Source organism: Streptomyces sp. NPDC044003, assembly GCF_056435185.1.
This window is the reverse complement of record NZ_JBWKFA010000019.1, coordinates 64764-81805: the sequence shown is the minus strand read 5'-3', so window position 1 is coordinate 81805 and position 17042 is coordinate 64764. Positions and strand designations below refer to the sequence as shown.

18 protein-coding genes and 7 pseudogenes are annotated in these 17042 nt (G+C 68.7%); 15 read left to right on the top strand and 10 right to left on the bottom strand.

All coding sequences use genetic code 11. The features are described from left to right. Window positions 1–51 precede the first annotated feature (51 nt). The 3 genes from AC07AW_RS39900 to AC07AW_RS39890 all read right to left on the bottom strand — a co-directional run bounded on the left by AC07AW_RS39900 (window position 52) and on the right by AC07AW_RS39890 (window position 2367). Window positions 52–1164, bottom strand: coding sequence for a DUF3103 family protein (locus tag AC07AW_RS39900; protein WP_478820364.1), 1113 nt, complete (start codon window positions 1162–1164; stop codon window positions 52–54). A 266-nt stretch (window positions 1165–1430) separates the two neighbouring features. Beyond that, entirely contained in the window at window positions 1431–1865 is a 435-nt protein-coding gene (locus AC07AW_RS39895; RefSeq protein WP_478820363.1) for a hypothetical protein, read from the bottom strand. Between the two features lie 145 nt (window positions 1866–2010). After that, the gene (locus AC07AW_RS39890; RefSeq protein WP_478820362.1) at window positions 2011–2367 is read right to left on the bottom strand and encodes a DUF2199 domain-containing protein; all 357 of its coding nucleotides are present in this window, start codon (window positions 2365–2367) and stop codon (window positions 2011–2013) included. A 240-nt stretch (window positions 2368–2607) separates the two neighbouring features. Here AC07AW_RS39890 and AC07AW_RS39885 point away from each other — a divergent pair, with 240 nt between their 5' ends. Both AC07AW_RS39885 and AC07AW_RS39880 read left to right on the top strand, forming a co-directional pair. Further along, window positions 2608–2826, top strand: coding sequence for a transposase (locus AC07AW_RS39885; protein ID WP_478820361.1), 219 nt, complete (start codon window positions 2608–2610; stop codon window positions 2824–2826). 26 nt (window positions 2827–2852) lie between these two features. Further along, on the top strand, window positions 2853–3248 hold the full coding sequence (locus AC07AW_RS39880) for a hypothetical protein (RefSeq protein WP_478820360.1): 396 nt from the start codon (window positions 2853–2855) through the stop codon (window positions 3246–3248). 139 nt (window positions 3249–3387) lie between these two features. Here the strand turns inward: AC07AW_RS39880 and AC07AW_RS39875 are convergent, their stop codons facing one another. Both AC07AW_RS39875 and AC07AW_RS39870 read right to left on the bottom strand, forming a co-directional pair. Beyond that, a complete protein-coding gene (locus AC07AW_RS39875; RefSeq protein WP_478820359.1) occupies window positions 3388–4212 on the bottom strand; it encodes a S1 RNA-binding domain-containing protein in 825 nt (274 codons plus the stop codon). A gap of 144 nt (window positions 4213–4356) precedes the next feature. Further along, window positions 4357–5103: pseudogene (locus AC07AW_RS39870) on the bottom strand (MFS transporter); the annotation flags it as partial. Between the two features lie 243 nt (window positions 5104–5346). Between AC07AW_RS39870 and AC07AW_RS39865 the strand changes: the two are divergent. The 7 genes and pseudogenes from AC07AW_RS39865 (at window position 5347) to AC07AW_RS39835 (ending at window position 7628) form a co-directional block, all read left to right on the top strand. Further along, the gene (locus AC07AW_RS39865; RefSeq protein ID WP_478820358.1) at window positions 5347–5862 is read left to right on the top strand and encodes a hypothetical protein; all 516 of its coding nucleotides are present in this window, start codon (window positions 5347–5349) and stop codon (window positions 5860–5862) included. 73 nt (window positions 5863–5935) lie between these two features. After that, window positions 5936–6343 carry a hypothetical protein gene (locus AC07AW_RS39860; RefSeq protein ID WP_478820357.1) on the top strand — a complete coding sequence of 136 codons (408 nt, stop codon included), beginning with the start codon at window positions 5936–5938 and terminating at the stop codon, window positions 6341–6343. A 121-nt stretch (window positions 6344–6464) separates the two neighbouring features. Further along, a complete protein-coding gene (locus tag AC07AW_RS39855; protein WP_478820356.1) occupies window positions 6465–6596 on the top strand; it encodes a hypothetical protein in 132 nt (43 codons plus the stop codon). Window positions 6597–6623: 27 nt separating this feature from the next. Beyond that, window positions 6624–7016, top strand: a pseudogene (locus AC07AW_RS39850) (RICIN domain-containing protein); the annotation flags it as partial. Between the two features lie 69 nt (window positions 7017–7085). Further along, the gene (locus AC07AW_RS39845) at window positions 7086–7244 is read left to right on the top strand and encodes a hypothetical protein (protein ID WP_478820355.1); all 159 of its coding nucleotides are present in this window, start codon (window positions 7086–7088) and stop codon (window positions 7242–7244) included. Between the two features lie 15 nt (window positions 7245–7259). After that, window positions 7260–7439: pseudogene (locus AC07AW_RS39840) on the top strand (peptidoglycan-binding domain-containing protein); the annotation flags it as partial. 24 nt (window positions 7440–7463) lie between these two features. After that, window positions 7464–7628 carry a hypothetical protein gene (locus AC07AW_RS39835; protein ID WP_478820354.1) on the top strand — a complete coding sequence of 55 codons (165 nt, stop codon included), beginning with the start codon at window positions 7464–7466 and terminating at the stop codon, window positions 7626–7628. 99 nt (window positions 7629–7727) lie between these two features. Here AC07AW_RS39835 and AC07AW_RS39830 read toward each other — a convergent pair whose 3' ends face one another. After that, the gene (locus tag AC07AW_RS39830) at window positions 7728–8090 is read right to left on the bottom strand and encodes a MerR family transcriptional regulator (RefSeq protein WP_478820386.1); all 363 of its coding nucleotides are present in this window, start codon (window positions 8088–8090) and stop codon (window positions 7728–7730) included. 69 nt (window positions 8091–8159) lie between these two features. Between AC07AW_RS39830 and AC07AW_RS39825 the strand changes: the two genes are divergently transcribed. Beyond that, complete coding sequence (locus AC07AW_RS39825) at window positions 8160–9278, top strand: alkene reductase (protein ID WP_478820353.1); 1119 nt, start codon at window positions 8160–8162, stop codon at window positions 9276–9278. Between the two features lie 153 nt (window positions 9279–9431). Here AC07AW_RS39825 and AC07AW_RS39820 read toward each other — a convergent pair whose 3' ends face one another. From AC07AW_RS39820 to AC07AW_RS39810, 3 genes and pseudogenes are all read right to left on the bottom strand, one after another. Next, window positions 9432–10199 carry an SDR family NAD(P)-dependent oxidoreductase gene (locus AC07AW_RS39820; RefSeq protein ID WP_478820352.1) on the bottom strand — a complete coding sequence of 256 codons (768 nt, stop codon included), beginning with the start codon at window positions 10197–10199 and terminating at the stop codon, window positions 9432–9434. A 408-nt stretch (window positions 10200–10607) separates the two neighbouring features. Continuing rightward, a pseudogene (locus AC07AW_RS39815) lies at window positions 10608–11965 on the bottom strand (IS1380 family transposase). A 247-nt stretch (window positions 11966–12212) separates the two neighbouring features. Beyond that, window positions 12213–13091: a sigma-70 family RNA polymerase sigma factor gene (locus AC07AW_RS39810; RefSeq protein WP_478820351.1), complete on the bottom strand. Its 879-nt coding sequence runs from the start codon at window positions 13089–13091 to the stop codon at window positions 12213–12215. Window positions 13092–13264: 173 nt separating this feature from the next. On the opposite strand from AC07AW_RS39810, the pseudogene AC07AW_RS39805 reads away from it, so the two are divergent. The 4 genes and pseudogenes from AC07AW_RS39805 to AC07AW_RS39790 form a co-directional block, all read left to right on the top strand. Beyond that, a pseudogene (locus AC07AW_RS39805) lies at window positions 13265–13544 on the top strand (carboxymuconolactone decarboxylase family protein); the annotation flags it as partial. 71 nt (window positions 13545–13615) lie between these two features. Beyond that, window positions 13616–14023, top strand: coding sequence for a VOC family protein (locus AC07AW_RS39800; RefSeq protein WP_478820350.1), 408 nt, complete (start codon window positions 13616–13618; stop codon window positions 14021–14023). A gap of 97 nt (window positions 14024–14120) precedes the next feature. Beyond that, window positions 14121–14468, top strand: a complete 348-nt coding sequence (locus AC07AW_RS39795; RefSeq protein WP_478820349.1) for a VOC family protein — start codon at window positions 14121–14123, stop codon at window positions 14466–14468. Between the two features lie 101 nt (window positions 14469–14569). Next, window positions 14570–15339: pseudogene (locus tag AC07AW_RS39790) on the top strand (transposase family protein). Between the two features lie 122 nt (window positions 15340–15461). Here AC07AW_RS39790 and AC07AW_RS39785 read toward each other — a convergent pair. After that, a pseudogene (locus AC07AW_RS39785) lies at window positions 15462–16369 on the bottom strand (IS5 family transposase). A gap of 265 nt (window positions 16370–16634) precedes the next feature. Here AC07AW_RS39785 and AC07AW_RS39780 point away from each other — a divergent pair. After that, window positions 16635–16970 (top strand): hypothetical protein, encoded by a 336-nt coding sequence (locus tag AC07AW_RS39780; RefSeq protein WP_478820348.1) that lies wholly within the window; start codon window positions 16635–16637, stop codon window positions 16968–16970. The last annotated feature ends 72 nt before the right edge of the window (window positions 16971–17042 follow it).

Below are 17042 nucleotides of genomic sequence, written 5' to 3'. Positions count from 1 at the left end.
AGGCGGCCTCTGTTCAAGGCCACGGACCAAGGCGTTCGGCGTTCGGTCCCGTCAGAGTGCGGAGACCCAGTACCGGTCGAAGGTGAACCGGCCGTTGCCGCCGGCGCCGTCGCGGATGCCGGTGGTCTCCCGGGCCAGGGTGTACCAGGAGTCCACGAAGTCGGCGTCGTCGGTCCAGAAGGAGGACGGGATCGCGTCGACGACCGGGTCGACCAGCGGGATGTACGCGCCGAGGTCGGTGATGGTCAGCAGCGCGGTGGCGATGGCCTTGGCCAGAGCCGAGTAGTTGGTGTCGCCGTCGTCCTCCATCATCACGACGTCGGCCAGGTTGTACTTGTACTGCGACCAGTTCACCAGGATCTGGTTCGGGTAGTACGTGGTCCCCGCGTCGTTCAGGTACGGGTGGGTCACGGTGTCGACGCGGACCTTGCCGTCCTGTCCGAAGCCGCTGACGATGCTGAAGATCTCGGCATCGCCCTTGATCCACGTCTCCTTGTCGTCGTTGAGACGCACCGAGGTGATCCGGGAGGTCCAGTAGCCGGTGTCCGCGGTCGCCGCCGGAGCGGCGGCGGTGGCGACGCCGGCGGCGGCGAGCTCACGCTCCAGGACCTTCATACCGGCCTCGACCGCCTTCTCCCCGTCGATGCCGATGACATACACCGGAACGCCGGGGGTCTTGGACGCGTCCAGGGTGTGCGCCCGGCCGTTCGTGTCGTACGCGGTGACGGCGGCGGCCTCGTCGTCGGACGGGGCGACGGCGACCAGAGGTGCGCGGCGGGAGTCCGCGGCCCCGGTCAGGGTCACGGTGAGCAGCCCGCCCGTGTCGGCGGCCAGCCCCTTGAGCGCGAGCAGCGAGCGGTCCGCGGCGGCGACGTCTGCGGCGAGCGATACCCCTGCCCTCGTACGGGACGCGTCGGCCAGGCTCTTCAGCCCGGTCTCCTTCCCGCCCGCGACGGCACGGTCGACCTGGGCCCGCCAGGCGGAGTCGGCGAGCGAACGGGCCAGTGAACGGGCGGCCGCGTCCTCGGCGGCGGTCACCCGCGACACCTTCGCGGCGCCGTCCCCGGACGGCGTTGCCGCGGCGGGGCCTTGGGCACTGGTGACCACGATGCCGGCGAGGGCGAGGCCGCACAGGGCCGTGCGGAGCTGCTTTCTGACGGACAAGACATCCTCCAGCGGAAGTCGGACCACGCCCCGGGGTGCCGGGGCATGCCGGAGACACCGGCCGCGGGTGTACGGCCGGCGCGGTGGTGCCGGGGTGGATCGCGACCATGATGGGGCATGACCTGTCTACGCGTATAGACCACCCTAATCGCCGTACAGCGAACGGGTATTGGCCGAGCCTCCGTCGCCCGGGGAGGAGGAGAACTCCAAGGGGGGGCCTTGTCGCGTCCTGCGGCGAGCGGGTGGGCCTGGCTGTCGCGCCTGGATCAGTCGCCGGTGGAGCCCCAGAAGCACAGCTCTGCCGGGTGGCCCTCGGTGCCGTACACGATCGTGCAGCAGCCGGAGCCGCGATCGAACGGCGGGAACCATCCGTCCCCGGCCCGCTTCAGGGACCGCTCGACAAGCTCCCGCCCGGGCCGCGCCGTCCCGAAGAGCTCGACGACTTCCGCCGCTTCGACCACCCTCACCTCGCCGGGCTCCTCCAGGTCCTCCTCACACCGGACCACGCGCTCGACGTCCAGCACCGAATGCGCCGGCTCCTCCTCCAACCACCCGCTCGCCATCAGCGCGGCCAGCGTCTCGATGCCGGCTTCCCGGTAGTACCCAACATCTTGGGCGAACACCGTCTCGCGGAGATCGTCCAGCGCGTCCTGCTCGCTGTGCCGGAAGGGCGTGAAGTACGACCATCTGCTTGCTCCCATGTCTGCGAACCCTACTGATGGCTCCGGACAGAAGCCCTTGGTCACGTCATCGCAGTGCGACAACCCGGACGGCCCCGGCTGCCCGGGAGCCAGTCACCGCGGAACCCGGTTGCCGAGCGCGGCGCAGTCATCCGCGCGGTCACGGCTACCTGTTGTCGGTCGGGTGGAGCAGCGCCTCGTAGATCTCACGTACGCGGTCTCGGCTGATGCCCTCGCACTGTTCGACGGCGAGGGGATGGTCGGTGGGCTCCCTCTCGACGTACGGCCGCTCGCCGACCGGCCGGGTGTGGACGTGGGCCTTGAGGTTGAGGGTCGTGGGCGCGTACACCCGCAGATCGGTGGTGAGCCAGCCGAAGTACGGCTTCTCGGCCTCGCGTCCGGGCGTGTCCCAGAGATCCGCGGAGCGGGAGAAGCTCTCGCGGCCGAGCGACACCCAGACACCCCGGGAGAACACGCCGTCGCTGCCGAACTGGATTCGGTGTTCATCGGGGCGGACTCCCATGCGGACACGATCCATGGCGCTTTCATCACCGATCGGGACGGCCACGTCGCCGACGCCGGGTTCCCGACCGCGGCGGCCGGATTCGCCGCGGCAATCGCGTTCCTGAACGCCCACGGCGCCGTGACCGCCGTCGACGTCGAGGAGACCTCCTCCTACGGCCCAGGGTTCAACCATGCCGCCCGCCGCACGGGGCCTGCGCGCCGCGTTCGGCGTCGGCCCCGACACCGCGGCCGGCTCCTGATGACTGCCGTAGGCAACCCCGACCGACTGCGCACGGAGGCATCCTTCACGTCCCTCTGCGACGTCGCATCCGTCCCCGCATCCCACGGCAGGATCAGCCGCCACCAACTCTCCTGCGGCGGCGACCGCGGAGCGGGCTCCGCCCTCCACCGCATGGCCCTCGTCCGGATGTCCAGCGACGCCCGCACCCGCGACTATGTCGCGCGCCCTCGGCCCTGAGACGTGACGTCGTGGATGATGAGGCGATGTTCGTCCGCACGGAGAGCCTGCCGCAGACTCCACAGCAGCACACGACAGTTCGCGTTCACACCCCCATCGGGTCCGCCGTGGTGCTCTGGCGCGGAGATCCACGGGAAGCCGATGGTCGGCACCTCATCGAATGGAGCGTCGATGAGGACATTCACTGGGGGCAGAACACCCAGCCGGCCGCTGCCGCCGCGCCAGAAATCCGGCAGGAGGGTGACCGGGTGATCATGAGTGGCCGCCTCCACCTGACCGGTGACGACACCGCCTACCTCCAGATGGGCCACTGGCTCGTGCTGCTCGATCTGGCATCCCCCATCCACAGCGGCCTGGATGATTCCTGGGTGCAGATGAGTGTCGGATCAGAGAGCGTCGCCATGTACCCCTACCTAATCTGACACGGCAGGCCTCAGATCCTCGGCACCCCTTGCGCGCCAAGAGGAACATCAACACCTGCACTGGGAGCGCATGGACGGGCTCCAGGAGGAAGAGGCGGCCGAGAGGCCCAGCTGCTGGCCTGGGCTTCGGCAGCCGTCGTCAGTCCGGGGTGCCTGCTTCGTCAGCAGCGGACAGCCTCACCCGATGATGCTGAAGGTCGACCTCGGCGATCTTCACCGTGATCAACTCGCCTTCGTCGACGAGTTGGGCTGGGGTCTCAATCGGCTCGTCGGTCAGTTCCGAGACGTGAAGAAACCCCTCGACATCCGGAGCAAGCCGCACGAACACCCCAAAGGGAACGATCTTGGTGATCGGACCCGTGGCGATTCGGCCGGCCTGGTCCGCGAAGCGGATGAGTGGGTCTTCCCGCCGCGCCTTCAGCGAAACGGTGACTTGTCCGGAGCGTGTCTCGGCGATGATCACTTCCGCAGTGATCCGCTGGCCCTCTTTGACCGCTTCGGACGGGTGGTCGATGCGGGTCCACGTCAGGTCCGGCACTCGAATGAAGCCGGTGCACAGGCCGTCCGGCTCGCCATCGACGTGGACGAAGACTCCGAAGTTGTGAACCGCGGAGACCGTTCCAGTGACGACCCGGCCTGGTTCCATGGCGAGGAGAAAGGACCGCAGGGCCGGAATCTCGCATGCTCGGGCGGAGAAAAGAGGGTGACCTCCGCGCCCACGCCCGATCTCTTCGGCGTCGATCTCCTGACCGATCTGAAAGAGCTCGGATGGATCCTCGACCCGACGCATCGACGCCTCATGCCTGGGAATCCGCCCGATCTCGGCCCCCTCCCCGGCAGCATCCATGAGCTGGACAAGGACATCTGCACCGTCGAACCCAATGACTCTCACGGTCCTCACGGGTCCGGGACGGAGCTGGTTGATCAACGATTCCAAACGAGGGTCACGGGCTGAATCCGGCACGAAGGGAAGCCTAGTCGCTGGAATCCGTGGTGGTTGTTACCCAGCGAGTGCGGCAGAGTTCAGCGAGCCTTCGGCACCGCTCGATGCTCAAGAGAGGCGTGCGCAGGCGTCACTGGGGCACCTCGCCGCCCCGTCCGGCTGCGATCACACCGCGCGTGGGAATGCGACGAGCAGCGCGAGCAGGACGAGGAGTCCGCTGGCCCACAGCGGTCCCAAGTCCCCGACCGGAGTGCTGAGGGTGGCCGCGGCGACATGGGGGCCGACCGCGGCCCCCACGTTCAGCGCGGCGGTCGCGTAGGAGCCGGCCATCGTGGGGGCTTCTGCCGCCTCGTAGAGGACCCGCGTGATCAGCGTGCTTCCCAGGGCGAAGGACAGCGCGCCCTGGACGAACACGAGGGCGAGCAGGGCGACCGGCCTGTCAGCAATCACGGCCGGCGCCGGCCAGCCGATCAGCAGCAGCGCCTGGTGATCCCGATGACCGCGCCCGGAAGCCGGTCGGACAGCCGGCCGGCGACGGTGACCCCGGCGAAGGAACCGGTGCCGAAGAGCACCAGGGCTACCGAGATCCACAGCTCACCCAGCCCGGCGGTGTCGGTCACGACGGGGGCGAGGAAGGTGAAGCCGGCGAAGGTCGCCGCGTTCACCGTGGCACCGAGCAGCATGACCAGGAGCAACCGCGGCCTTGTGAGCTGTGCGAGTTCCGATCGCAAGGCCGGGGCGTCAGCGGCCCGCGACCACCCGGGAAACAACCAGCGCCGGAAAGCTCGAGGTGGCAGCGCCCACGATGTGGGCTGCCAAGAACACGAGGACGAACCCCAGGAGGCTGGAGCGCCCTGGCCAGTTGCGGGCGAGTCCGGCCATGAGCGGGGCACCGACGATCATTCCGATCGCCGGACCCCGTGCCGGGGCGGCTTACCGACCACGGCTCCGGCCCGTACGTCACCTGCCTTCCGCCGAACCAGCAGTGGCAGGTCCAGTCCGGGATCACCGTCACCGGCGTGAGGATCGAGCCCCAATCCACCTGCCCCACCGGCCCCTGACCTGACGTGCCCCGAAATGAACTGCACTGAACTGGCCGACCTGGTCTGACCCGCCTTGGTCTGGCCGTTCAACGACTCGTGAGGACCCTCCACCATGCGATCCGTCCACCGCATCTCCACCGTCGTCTCCGTCGCCGGCGCGGCCTTTCTGCTCGCCATGCCCGGCAACGCCTTCGCCGTCACCAAGATGACGCAGAGCTCCGCCGCCTCCGCGCTGCGCAGCGTGGGCATCACCTGGAGCTCCAGCGGCGGTTGCACCGACCGCAACAACAGCACCTCCACCTCGTTCGAGCAGATCAACGCGGCCACCGTCACGGGCCTGAAGACCCTGCGTACCGCCAGCGATTGCGCCATCGACGTCACCGGCGGAACCGAGACCGGCCACGCGAGCGGCACTTACAGCCACTGGAACGGCTACAAGGCCGACATAGCCCACAACACCTGCAACGACGCGTACATCAAGAACAGCTTCACCCGTATCTCCAACCGCAGCGACGGCGCCACCCGCTGGCGTTCCTCGGCCGGCAACGTCTACGCCAACGAGGGCAGCCACTGGGACATCACCTACTGCGGCGGCTCCAGCGCCTGCACCAGCGCCGCCAGCAGCTGATCCGCCACCGGCGAGGAGGGGCCGGGTGACAAGACTCGCCTCGCCCCTCCCTCGAATCCACCGAAGGACACCGATGCCAGCTCCCAAGAACGGCATGCGCACCCTCGGCGTCATCACGGCCGGCCTCGCCATCACGCTGACTGTCGGCGCAGGCCCCGCGTCCGCCACCACCCAGTACGTCCAGGGAACCGTCACCCGCCAGTACACCTACGCCATCAACCCGCACACGGTCACCGTGGCGGGCAGCGACATCTACCTCCAGGTCACCCGATCGCCCGGTGGCATGAAGGCGTTCTGGTACAAGTGCGGCGACCGCACCGTCCGGGGCCAGGCGGTCGACGTGGGTGACGGCGTCCGCCGCAGGCTCGGCACCGACTTCAAGGCCGGCGCCCGCGTCTGCCTGGCCTACGTGGGCGACATCAGCGCGCCCGACGTCTCCATCCCGTGGAGCGGCAAGCTCAGCCTGGACGTCTTCTCCTGACACCCGCCGGCCGGCGACGACCCGTCCCGGGGCTCGCTGGGGGAGAACCCCCCGATGCCACAGGATCACCCGCCACGCCGAACGCACCCACCACCACGCCCCGAGCGACCGGAGCCCCGACATGTCTCCTACGCAATCCCGCCCCCTGCGCCTGCTGCTCAGCGCCCTTCTCAGCCTCGCCGCCGTCTGCGGCATCACGGCAGCCGCAGGGACTCCCGCCGCGGCCGCGGACTTCAGCTGCTCCAACGGATGACAGGCGACCACCTGGCAGAACGCCGCCGGAGGCAGGTACCTCAATGCCGCCAAGGCCGGCGGCAAGGGCGCATGGATCATCGCCTACGAGAACGACGGTGTGGTCCAGAAGAACGAGCAGTGGTGCCTCCAGTCCGCTGTGGAAGGCGGCTGGTACTTCCACCCGAGGTACAACAACGCACTCTGCATGGACGTCCCGGGTGCCAACTACAGCAAGGGCACCGGCCTGATCCTGTGGGACTGCAACGGGCGCAAGAACCAGCGGTTCGGCGTCCTGAACTACGGTGCCGGCGGGCCCGCCAACCGCCTGATCTGCCCCGTCGCCACGAGCAGCCTCTGCGTGACGCTCAACCCGAACAACGCCGGCTCGCAGGTGGTGCTGCAGTCGCCTGCGTACGAGAACGATCCCATCTGGTTCTGATCCACCAGCCCACAGTCCCGCGACGCGGCGGCGAAACCGCACGGCCGCCGCGTCCTGCCCGGAGGAACCATGATCAAGGGCAAGACGAAGCTGACCGCCCTCCCCCTCCTCGCAGTGACCGCAGCGACGCTCATGCTCGGCGGCCCGGTGGTCACGCCGGCCTTCGCCGGCAACAGCTACAACGGTGCCACCTACATCAACGGCAGCGGCTCGCCCTTCAACGACTGAGACGACGAGGGCGTCCTGTCGACCACGCAGAACAGCCGCTCCAACGCGACCTGCCTGTGGCAGAAGATCCTCTGGGCCAACGGCGAGCTCGCCTGGAACGACATCGACGGTGTCTACGGCCAGAAGACCGTCGACGCCACCCAGCGTCTGCAAAGGGAGCTCGGAGTCGGCGTCGACGGTGCCGTCGGCAAGGAGACCTTCAAGGCGGCCGGCCACTCGGTGAACCTCGGAATCTACGCCAACGAGAACGCCACCAACGCGGACGCCTACATCGGCGCGACCGGCGACTTCAGAATCTGGCGTGACTCCGACGGGCACTACACCTTCTACGACAAGACCGGCGTCAAGCGCAGCGCAGGCTACAACTGCCTCACCTGCGCCTGACGTTCACCGCCTGACTAGCTGAGGCCGCCCGGAGAACCTGACGCACGGGGCCCGTCCTGGCGGGCGTCACGTCCTGCGGGCCTCACGCCCTGGTAGTCCTCACGTCCTGGCGCTCGCCGCGTCGATGACCTCGTCCAGGACGTCACGGGAGCGGACGAGGTCGAGGATCAAGCGGTCGATACGCTCGCGCTCGACGACCAGTTCCTCGACCAGCTCACCGGTGGTCAGCTCGGTCGGGCCGCCGTCCGCGTCCCGCATGCACGGGAGCAGCAGCGCGATCTTCTTGCTGCCCAGGCCCGCCGCGTACAGGGCCTGGATGCGGATGACACGGTCGACCGCCCAGTCCCCGTAGGCGCGGTGGCCACCGGGGGTGCGCTCGGACTGCAGCAGGCCCTGCTGCTCGTAGTAGCGCAGGGAGCGCTCGCTCACCCCGGAGCGCCGTGACAGCTCGCCGATCCGCATCGTCCGCTCCACTCCGCTTCCCACGTTCCACTTGAATCTGACATCAGTGTCAAGTTCTACGGTACCGGCATGACGAACAACGCAGGCGGATCCCGCCTCTTCGAAGCCACCAACCTCGGCCCCCTCTCCCTCCCCAACCGGCTGGTCATGGCCCCGCTGACCCGTAACCGCGCCGGCGCCGACGGAGTGCCGACTTCGCTCATGGCCACGTACTACGCGCAGCGCGCCTCCGCCGGCCTGATCATCGCCGAGGCCACCACGCCGAGCGCCGTCGGCCAGACCTACGCCAACATCCCCGCGCTGCACACCTCCGCCCATGTGGCGGGATGGCGCGAGGTCACCGACGCCGTACGGGACGCCGGCGGGCGGATGTTCGTGCAGATCCAGCACGGCGGGCGGGTCGGCCACCCCGACACCAGCGGTCACGTACCCGTCGCGCCCTCGCCGGTGGCGCTGCCCGAGGAGATCCACACCACCGGCGGACGTCGGCCCGCCGTAGTTCCCCGCGAGCTGACCGTCGACGAGATCGGCTCGACCGTGGCCGACTTCGCGGACGCCGCACGACGGGCCGTGGAAGCGGGCTTCGAGGGGGTCGAGGTGCACGCCGCCAACGGCTACCTGATCCACCAGTTCCTCGCGAAGAACACCAACCAGCGCACCGACGCGTACGGCGGTTCGGTCGCGCACCGGATCCGGTTCGCGGTCGAGGTGGTCCAGGCCGTCGCGGACGCGATCGGCCCCGAGCGGGTCGGGGTGCGTATCTCCCCGGGAGTCGGGGTCAACGGCGTCGAGGAGGGTGACACCGACAGCATCTATCCCGCTCTCGTCGCCGCTCTGGCCGAAAAGGGTCTCGCCTACCTGCATGTGGTGTTCGCCGACCCGGACCAGCCGCTGTTCCAGGAGATCCGCAGGGCCTGGCCGGGCACGCTGATCGCCAACCCCGTCCTCGGGTGGGGAGGACCGCTGCCCGCCGACGGCGGCCGCGGCGCCGGCGAGCGGCTGCTCGCCGCCGGTGCCGACCTGATCTCCCTGGGCCGCGGCTTCCTGGCCAACCCGGACCTGGTCGAACGCCTGCGCGTCGGGGCGCCGCTCAACGCCGTACGGGACCAGTACCTGATGTACACGGGTGGGGAGACGGGCTACACCGACTACCCGACGCTGAAGGAGCCTGCGCTTGCGGCTTCCTGAAGACCTGTCGGACGCGCGCGGGAACTCCGGAGCTACGGGAGCCCAGCCCACGTCCCGTACGTGTCGAGGATGGCGTACCGGCGGAGACGCCCTGGACCGAGCGCGATGCGGAAGAGCGCTGGGGGGACACCCTCGCTCGCTGGCTCGCGGCCATCAACTCCGTAGATGTGAGGCCCCGTTGAGGTCGAGGATCGTGCCGGAGGACCATTCGGCAGCGGGGGAGGCGAGCCAGAGTACTGCCGCCGCGATCTCCTCGGCCGTGCCCACCCGGCCGAACGGGCTCTGCTCCCGGATCGACTCACCCTCGGGCCCCTCCAAGCGCGGCGCGACGCGCTCGGTTGCGAAGAAGCCGGGGGCGACCGAGGCGACGGCGATCCCGTAAGGGGCGAGCGAGACCGCGAGGGACTGACCCAGCGCGTGCACGGCGGCCTTCGTCGCCCCGTACGCCGGATGGTCGGGCTCACCGCGGAAGGCGCCCCGAGAGCCGATGTTCACGATCCGGCCTCCCGCTCCCTGCTCGATCATGAGCCGGGCGGCGAGATGGCTCAGGTTCGCCGTGGCGAGCAGATTCACCGCGACGTGCTGCTGCCAGACGGTCACCCACTCCTCGTACGGAGTCTCCGCAAGGGGGTGGCGGATGTTCACCGCCGCGTTGTTCACGAGGGCGTCGATCCCGCCGAGTGCTTCCGCCGCCTTGTCCACGACGGAAGCCGCCCCGGACGGGTCCGCAAGGTCGCCGCCGACCAGCACATGCCCCGTGCCGGCAAGGGACTCCAACGTCACACGTGCCTCCTCGGCGCGTGACCCGAAGTGGACGGCCACCTGGTCGCCGTTGGCCGCGAACGCCTGGGCCACCGCGCGCCCGAGGCCACGCGACGCGCCAGTGACGAGGACGCGCCTGCCGGATGGAGGCAGATTCATGGGGATTCCTTTCGAACGGCAACGAACGGAGAGACCGTAACGCCAGTGCCGCGCCACAGGGCACACCGTCGAACGCGAGGGTCGGCGACGCGGACCGATCCGCACCGAACCCATCCGCACCGAACCAATCCGATCCGGTCCGGAGTGGCCGAGGATTGTTTGGGAATCGTCAGAGTTCAGCGACGAGATGGAACGTGAAATGCGCCATCGATTAGCGCGAAAGTGAAATGCCGGATTCTCCGCGTTAGCCTCGATCTTTCATGACGGTCCGTCGGTTCTTCCGGCGGGCCGTTTCGGTTTTCGGGTCTGACCGTGGGCAGGCTGGTGGCCCGGCTGCCGCGTCGGGTGGGCGCCGGGTTCCACGGCTCCGGTGGTGTGGTGCTACTCGCAGAGGCGGGAAGGTGCTGGTCAGCCGGGGTTCGGAAGGGTTGCGAGCCGTGCCAGCGCGTCGGTGATCACGTCGGTCCAGGGCCAGTGGCGGGCCAGGCGGAGGAGGCGGCGCCGACCAGTGGTGACGAGCTGGCCGGCGGTGGAGAACAGCCGCAGCCGCAGGCGTTTGGGTTCCCAGCGCCGGGCGGGGCCGATCAGGGTGAGCATCGGCATCCAGGCGAGCAGGTCCAGGGCGATCTGGTGATCTCCAGCCAGAGCTGGTTCTGCGCGGTGGTGTGGAGGGGGAGGTTACGCAGGCCGGTGGCCCGCGCGGCCCGGATGCGGTCCTCGGCGCCCTCGCGCGCTGGCGGTGCCGCAGTTCGAGCCCGGCGATCGAGGTGTTCTTGGTGTTGGTGGTGAAGCAGGTCAGGCGCATGCCGTCGGCGTCGGGGATGCTCAACTGGGCGCCGGGGTGGGGCCGTTCCTTGCGGACGATAAGCCGCATTCCCTTCGGCCAGCCGGCAAGGACGTCACCGGCGAGTTCGGCGACCCACGCGCCGTCACGGATCTCGCCTCCGGGTTCGAGGGCCGCCGTCCACGCGGTGGCCGGGACTTTGAGTACGGCTTGGTGGAGGTCGGCGGTGATGGTCATGCCGACCGAGTACGACAGCCACCGCCCGCGCTGGGTGAGCCAGGTGACGAAGGCGTGGGTGCCACCGCCGGAGGCGGTACGGATCAGTGTCCGGCGTCCGCGCCGGTAGGTCTTGGGAAGCTGAGTCAGGGCGAGCTGGGCGGCGGTGATGTGGTCGGCCGCGGTGTTGGATCCTGCGTTCCCGGGCCGCAGCAGGCCCGCGACCGGCTCGCCGGACCCGCTGCGGCCGTGGTCGACGAAGCCCATGAGCGGGTGGTGTCCGTAAGTCTTCTTCCAGGTCGCGGCGGCGTCCTGCCTGTCGGAGTGCGCGATCACCAGGACGCCGTCCAGATCCACGATCACCTGCCCACCGGCATCGGGTGCCGCGTCACCGGCCAGCTTCCATGCCCGTTCACGCGCTTCGGCCCGCGCGGTTCGGATCCTCGCAAGCGTCTTTGGGCAGGCTGTGGCGAGGGCGTCGATGAGCCGGGAGACGGTCGGATCGGAGGCCACCGGCCCGAACACGGCCGGCTCGGCCCGCAGCATCGCCGCATCGGCCAGGCAGTCCCTACCCAGCGCCACCGCGAGTGCCACGTCCAGCAAAATCTGACCCGGATCGTGCACTGCTCTCGGCTTGCGTCAGGGCGCGAGGGCCTCCGATATCGCCGCGTCCAGACCGGTCTTGCGGACCGTCTCCACCAGCAGCACAGCCCCGGCCTGGGTGACCACCGAGGCCGACGTCCCCGACGCGGACAGGCGGGTACACCCGATACTCTTCTTCACCTGAGAAGTGCCTCTGGCGATGGCAGGAACAAGGACCTCGACAATCCTCATTCTTGCTGGTCAGAGGCACTTTTCGCTGTTCTGATCACCTGTCGGACAGACCGCTTCATGAAGCCCGAGGCTAAGGCGGTCAGCTGGTCGAACGGCCCGAGGCCGTTGCTGCCTGACCGAGCCCAACTGATCCAGATACCTTCACTGCTCTCACTGGCGGCGACTGCCCTCGACGGGACTCACGCCGGATCCGGCAGGTCCATCAGCCCGAGCTTGGCCGGATCGACCACGGCCGTGATGTCGGTGATCCGGCCGTCGACGACGGTGAACGCGAGGACCGAGAGCGGGGAGCCGTCCTCGCGCCAGGAAATGACTCCGGGGCGCCCGTTGACGAACGCCGCTCGCCCTAGTGGGGCTGCGCTGGCAGCCAGCTGCGCGCCGGCGGCAACCTTGGTGGCGCCGAGCGTGACGACCACGCCGGCGGGGGTGTCGACGGTCAGACTCACCTCGGGGTCGAGCACCCTCAGCAACTCCTCGAAGTCGCCGTCGCGGGCCGCCGCCAGGAAGGCCTGGACAACCTCTCGCCGCCCCCGTTCGACATGTGTCGGCCGCTCGGCCGCCTGCACCTTCCTGCGGGCGCGGCTGGCGAGCATCTTTGCGGCGTCGGTGGACTTGCCGAGGATCTTGCCGATCTCGTCGAACGGCACCGCGAACAGGTCGTGCAGCACGAACGCCAGCCGTTCGTTCGGCCGGAGCGATTCGAGGACGACGAAGAGCGCGAGACCGACCGAGTCGGCGAGCAGCACACCCTCCTCCGGAGCAGGACCGTCGTCGAGCGTCACCACGAGATCGGGCAGACAGTCCTCGTAGGACGCCTCGGGACGGGCCTGGCGCGATCGCAGGACGTCGAGACTGATCCGGCCGACCACCGTGGTCAGCCAGCCGACGAGGTTTTGGATGGCCGCCGTGTCCTGGCGGGAGAGCCGCAGCCATGCCTCCTGGACCACGTCCTCGGCGTCGGCGTGTGATCCGAGCATGCGGTAGGCGACCGCGCGCAGACGGTCGCGCTGGGATTCGAACGCCTCGACTATCGAGGCCGTGGGGCTGGTGTCGGACATGTTGTTACCTTCCTCGGATCCGCTCCGTCATGGGTGATGACGGGCCCGGAAGGGCGCAGGTAACCGATGGATGAAGGAGCAGGACCATGGACGCAAGACTGAAGGGTGCGGGGAGCCCCAAGCTGTTCGCGGGGATCGCTCAGCGACGCAGCTGAACAAGGTGATTCACGCGGGGCGTCGACAAGCGCCTGCTGTCGTTGGTCCACCTGCGCACCAGCCAGATCAACGGCTGCAGCCCCTGCGTCTTCGCCTCGATCGCACCGGCGAAGAAGGCCAGTGAGACCCGGCGAGCGGTTGCACAACGTCGTCGCGAGGCGCGAAACGCGCTTCTTCACGGACGAGGAGCGGGCGGCGCTCGCGCTGGCTGAGGCCGCTACCCATATCCAGGACGGTGCTCCCGGCGTGACCGACGAGATCTGGGACGCCGCCGCCGACCACTTCACCGGCGAGCAAACGGATGACGCCCCGACGCTCGACACCCATCCATAGCTTTTGACTATTCCTCATGGAAGGACAACAACACGATGCTGACCAACGTCATGTACGTGACGCTCTACGTGACCGATCAGGACCGTGCGCTGAGGTTCTACACGGAGCAGCTCGGCCTGGAGAAGCGCATCGACTTCCCCAATCCCGGCGGACGTTTCCTCACCGTGGGCGTCCCCGACAGTCCGGTCGAGCTCGTCCTGTGGGCGCACGCCGCGGCCGCGGGGCAGCCGGCCGGGGTACTGGTGGGCGCCGCGCCCGGCCCGGTCTTCCTTGAGTCGGACGACCTGCGGGAGGACTTCAAGGTGTTCCGCGACCGCGGTGTGACCTTCGACCAGCCTGAGCCGGAGGACTACGGGTTCGGCATCCGCATCGAGGCGGTGGATCCGGACGGCAACCGCATCTCGCTGCGAGAGCGCCGCCGGGCAGGCCGTGGCGATGGCTGACCGTTGGTGGCCCCGGCCGCGGCCAGACTTGAAACGATGGTTGCGATGACAATGACCGTTTACAACGCAGACCCTGACCCTGAAGAGGTGTTCCAGCATGCCGATGAAGATCGACTCGGTGATCGCACGACAGCGCGTTGACGACCTGGAGGCGGCCCTCCCCTTCTACGAGCGGCTGACGGACCAGACGGCCAGCCGCTTCGAGTTCGCCGGTGTGCAACTGGCCAGTGTCGGGCCCTTCCTGCTGTTCTGCGGTCCGGACGAGGCAGTGCAGAGGGTCGCCGGGGTGAGTGCCACTCTGGTTGTCGGAGATCTGGCCGCTGCCGTCGAGGAAGGGGTTGCAGCCGGTGCCACCGTGGTGATGCCGACGCAGCCCACCCCCAACGGTCACCGAGCGGTGCTACGACACCCGCATGGGGGCGTGTACGAATACGTCGGCCCCTGAGCCGAGAGCCTCCCGCCCGGGACGGCGCTGTCGTCGTTCCTGGGCGGGGTTGGGGCACTAAAGGGTGTTGCAGAAGGCTTCGGTTCGGGCATTTCCCCTGTATGCGTGGGGTGTTGAGGGCTGAGCCTTTGTGGGTGGAGACGTTCACCGGTCTGCGGATGCGGCAGTTCGAGCGGCTTCTGAAGGCCGTGCGGGAACGGGGTGGGAACGGGCCCGGTGGTGGCCGGCCGTGGTGCCTGCCGCTGGCCGACCGGGTCCTGCTGGTTGCCGTCTACTACCGCACCAACCTCACCATGCGGCAGCTCGCCCCGCTCTTCGGAATCTCTCCGGCCACCGTCTGCCGCGTCATCCACCGCCTGCGGCCGTTGCTGGCCCTGGAGCCCGCCCCGCGGCCGGTCGCCGACATGGACCGGCTGTGGATCGTGGACGGAACCTTGATCCCGGTCCGCGACCGCACCGTCGCAGCCTCCTCCCGCAACTACCGGTTCTCGGCGAACGTGCAGGTCATCATCGACGCCGACACCAACTGGTGATCGCTACGGCCCGCCCGGTGCCCGGAAACACCGCGGACGCGAAAGCCTGGCGGGACTCCGGCCTGGCCACCGCCTGCGAGGGCGTGACCGTGCTCGCCGACGGCGCCTACATCAACACCGGCCTCGTCGTCCCACACCGCAAACGCCCCGGACGGGCCCTCCTGCCCGGCGAGGAGCAGGACAACACCGAACACCGACGGGTCCGGGCCCGCGTCGAGCACGCCTTCGCCCGCATGAAGCACTACAAGATCCTCCGCGACTGCCGGCAGCGCGGCAACGGTCTCCATTACGCGGTCCAGGCCGTCGCCCACATGCACAACCTCGCCCTCGCCGCATGACCAGACCGGCCACGAACCCGGCCCTGACCTGCCCGGACACCACCTTCTGCAACACGCTTTAGGCCGTGTCTCTTCGATCTATGGCCGTCGTCTGTGGGGTGACCGATGAGTTTCACGGGCCGCTACGCGAGCAGCGCTGCGGCGGTGACGGTGCCGAGATAGACGTAACCGCACTTGTCATACCGGGTTGCCACGGCCCTGAACTGCTTCAACTTGTTGATCGCCCGTTCCACCGAGTTGCGTGCTCGATAGCGGGCCTTGTCGAAGCCCGCAGGCCGCCCGCCGTGTGAACCACGCTTGCGACGGGCGGCCTTGTGATCGCTCTTCTCCGGGATCACGTGCCGGATCCCGCGACGCCGCAGATACCTGCGGATCACGCGGTTACTGTACGCCTTGTCCGCCGCCACACTGTTCGGCAGCCGCCGTGGATGCCCAGGCCCCAGCCGCGGGACCCGGATCTTGTCCATGACCGGCTCGAACTGCGTGCAGTCCGCCCGCTGCCCCGGCGTAATGACCAGTGACGGCGGACGGCACTTGCCGTCGGCCGCCAGATGAACCTTGGTGGTCAGCCCGCCACGAGACCGGCCGAGAGCCTCACCCGCCGCACCGCCTCCTCCCAGAACGAGCATGGGCGCATGTGCGCGCGCACGTGAACTGATCTTTGTGCGGCCCCCTTTGAGACGGTGGGCGGTGGGGCCTTCGGCGCCCCGGCGGCGTGCTGATGAGCCCGCACCGAGGTGGAGTCGACGTTGATGTCCCAGTCGACGTCGCCCTCGGCATCGGCGACGGCCTGAACATGCTGGAGAAGCTTCCCTCAGGTGCCGTCGGCCGACCACACCAGATGCCGCTTGTGGACGGTCTGCCACGGGCCGAAACGTTCAGGCAGGCTGCGCCACTGGCAGCTGGTGGCGCGCCGGTGAATGATCCCGTTGATCACCTGCCGGTGGTCCCGCCACCGCCCACAGCGGTTGTTGCTCCTCGGCAGCAGCGGCTCCAGCACCGCCCACTCGGCGTCCGTGAGATCCCCCAGCTGAGCATGACCACCTCAACGATTCAGCTGATCGAAGAGACACGGCCTAGATCCACCTGAGCGCGGACGGCGGGTTGTCGAGCTCGACAACCTCTGCTCGATCCAGGGCTGTGCGGACTGTTCCCCGTTCGCGCGGGGATGGCCCGGTGTCAGAGTTCCATGCCGAGGCCGGCGCCGATGGAGCAGGAGCAGTACGCCCCAACCGCCGGGCAAGATTCCGTCACTCTGTGAACTGCATTGGTTACTTACGGCTAGAATCTCCGGCGTGGCCGCATTCACGCGGCGGACCGAGGCAGGGGGCTTCCATATGGCCATCATCGTTACCTTCGACTTCCCTGGCGCCGGACAGGAGCTTTACGACGCAGTCATTGAACGTGTGACCGACGGGCAGGGCTTCACACGATTCGCAGACGTATCGAATCCAGGCCTGATCTCTCACGCGGCGGGGCCGGTTGACGGCGGGTTCCGCGTGACCGAGGTCTGGGAGAGCGCGGAAGCCCTGGAAGCCCACGCGAAGACGTTCGGCCCGATCCTTGCGGACCTCGGCCATGTCGACGTGCAGCCCTTGATCATTCCGGCGTACAACGTCGTCGTCCGATAGGGCAGTTCAAGCTGCGCCTGACCTTGTCCAGAGTGCCGCGACCGCCGCTGGACGGGCTGATCGACGACCTTT